Source organism: Pirellulales bacterium (genome assembly GCA_036490175.1).
Lineage (GTDB): Bacteria > Planctomycetota > Planctomycetia > Pirellulales > JACPPG01 > JACPPG01.
Map to the genome: position 1 here is coordinate 1 of DASXEJ010000241.1, position 2,089 is coordinate 2,089.

General features: G+C 60.4%; 3 protein-coding genes. All 3 read right to left on the reverse strand.

Annotated elements, in window-relative coordinates; genetic code table 11:
• The coding region (locus tag VGG64_17935) for a hypothetical protein (GenBank protein HEY1601486.1) at nucleotides 1-531 on the reverse strand (531 nt) is incomplete at its 3' end.
• Entirely contained in the window at nucleotides 528-1,088 is a 561-nt protein-coding gene (locus tag VGG64_17940; GenBank protein HEY1601487.1) for a hypothetical protein, read from the reverse strand. The genes VGG64_17935 and VGG64_17940, both read right to left, overlap by 4 nt.
• 454 nt (nucleotides 1,089-1,542) lie before the next feature.
• The coding region (locus tag VGG64_17945) for a methyltransferase domain-containing protein (GenBank protein ID HEY1601488.1) at nucleotides 1,543-2,089 on the reverse strand (547 nt) is incomplete at its 5' end.

A 2,089-nucleotide genomic window follows, 5' to 3' on the forward strand; every position in this document is an offset into this window, starting at 1 on the left:
AACATCTTCGCTAATCGTCGCTGCGGTGCTATTGGAAATCGCAACGAGCGCGCGTCCCACATTTCGCAGCGCCTGGGCATGCACTTCGAGCAGGGTATCATCACCGGTTGGCTTAGGAGTGAACTCCAACCCAAACGAACCGCGAGGCGTGCCGGCAAAAAGCAAACCCGGCACTGGGGCGCCCCGCGGACGTCGATGCCGGCCCATCCGCCTGGCCGCTTCGCGCTCATCGTGGATTGCTTGTTCCTCAAACATCTTCTCGTATTGAATCAATACTTCGCCGGCCAGAAACGGGCTGATTCCCTCAGAGCCCGTTACGCCGCCCCCGCGAAGAAAAACGGCGGCCCTGGGCAACATTACGTGCTCGGTTGGCAGCAGACTGCCCTTCTGATGCTTAGCCGCCTCGATTCGCGATTGGACTTCAGCTAGGCGAGCGCGCAGCTGGGGCTCCATGACTGGATCGTCTTTTGCCTTCTCCAAAAGACGGCCGAGTTCAATCGCCTGGAGTTGCAAACGTATTACGTTGCTCATGGCCTGCTCGCTAGCAACGTGCGCGCTGCGGCGTCGTTGGCCGGGTGAACGAGGTCAACGGTCGCCATCCCTTTCCAAGCGCCGTCCGCGCGACGATGAGAAAATAGCCCATACCAATATTTCGCAGTATCGATGAGCAGGGAAGGATCAGATCCAAGCGGCACAAAGTAGTGATCGACCGAGTATTTTGCCTTCGTCTGGGCCGGTTTCCACAATTCCGGCCTTGGGCCGATGATCGCAAATAGGTCTATGGGAATGTGCGGGGCGCTAATGAAAGATACAACATCAATGTCGTTCGGAGACCGGCCCTCTTGGCTTTCAATGTCTTCAAGAAAGCTTCCGTCGAGCCACTGGAATCCTTGAATTCCAAGGGCGGACATATCCCCGCGAAGATTCAGAAAACCTTCAAGGATGTTCTTTCTCGGCGCCGACGTGGCAAAGCGGTCGCACAGCTCTTCAACCGTGCATACGTATGGCGAAAGATGAGCCGGCTCGCGTGGATCTCCCAAGTGCGGAGGCAATATATTAAGAATCGTATCAAAGGCCGGAATGGGCATGCGGCGTCCTTTAGTCGAATTATATCCAGCCCGGCGCCGCTTTGCCCACCGTAGATCGATACGCGAGGCCCAGAGGGGCAGCTCCCCGGCGCGCGGATGGTCGGACAGATGGCCGGTTTGGTGCCCCGCGTTCGCGTGGTTGCTCGGGCCGGTCGGGTCGCGTGATTCCTCGGGTCGGACAAAGCCTTCCGCTTTGTCCCATTGCAACTGCTCAACCAATTCGAGAGACTGGCCTGCCGAAACGTTCATCCTTCGGCATACGATTTTCAGCTTCTTTTCGGCTGCAGTCAAATTGGCCCGCGCCGGCCAGAATGGCCGGCGGCGCACGATCAGATACTGCCACTAATCCTAGTGCCATTCACGCATCCGCGTGTCCTGGCCACCCACGGCGTTGGTGTGACGGTGTGGGCTTCAAAAGACGTCGCGGCACCCATCCGGTTCGGCCGACGACCAGTCAGGCTGCCTGTTGATCGGGCGCACCCGACGACAGGATGGCCCTCTTCCAGTGCGGCGTGTGCGGCATCTGGACGAGGAACTGGGCGCGAAAATCGTCGCGCTCGCGGCGCCGCTCGCCTTTGCTGCGCAGGCGGCCGATGGTCCACTGCTTGAGCTTTCGCCGCCAGCTCACCTGGCGGCGCGCCCGATCCAGCCACTGATCCATGCGGCTGACGAAAAGCTGGGCGCCGTTGACGAAGCGCTGGTCGACCGGCCCTTTGACGCCGATGCCGAACACCGTGTGCGGATAATCTTCGACGCCTTGCCAACCGACGATCGTGCCGGCCAGCGGCGTCAACAGCCGCGACAGGCAGCTCGGCGTCAGCCGCCAATAGTCGCTGGGAAAATCGTGGACCCGAAAATCGAGCGGCGTGCTGATCAGCAGCGCCCCGCCGGGCGCCAGCACGCGGATCATCTCGTCGATCGCGCGGCGCACTTCGAATACGTGCTCGAGCGTTTCCACGCAGACAATCGTCTGCGCCGTGTCGTCGGGCAGCTTGAGTCGA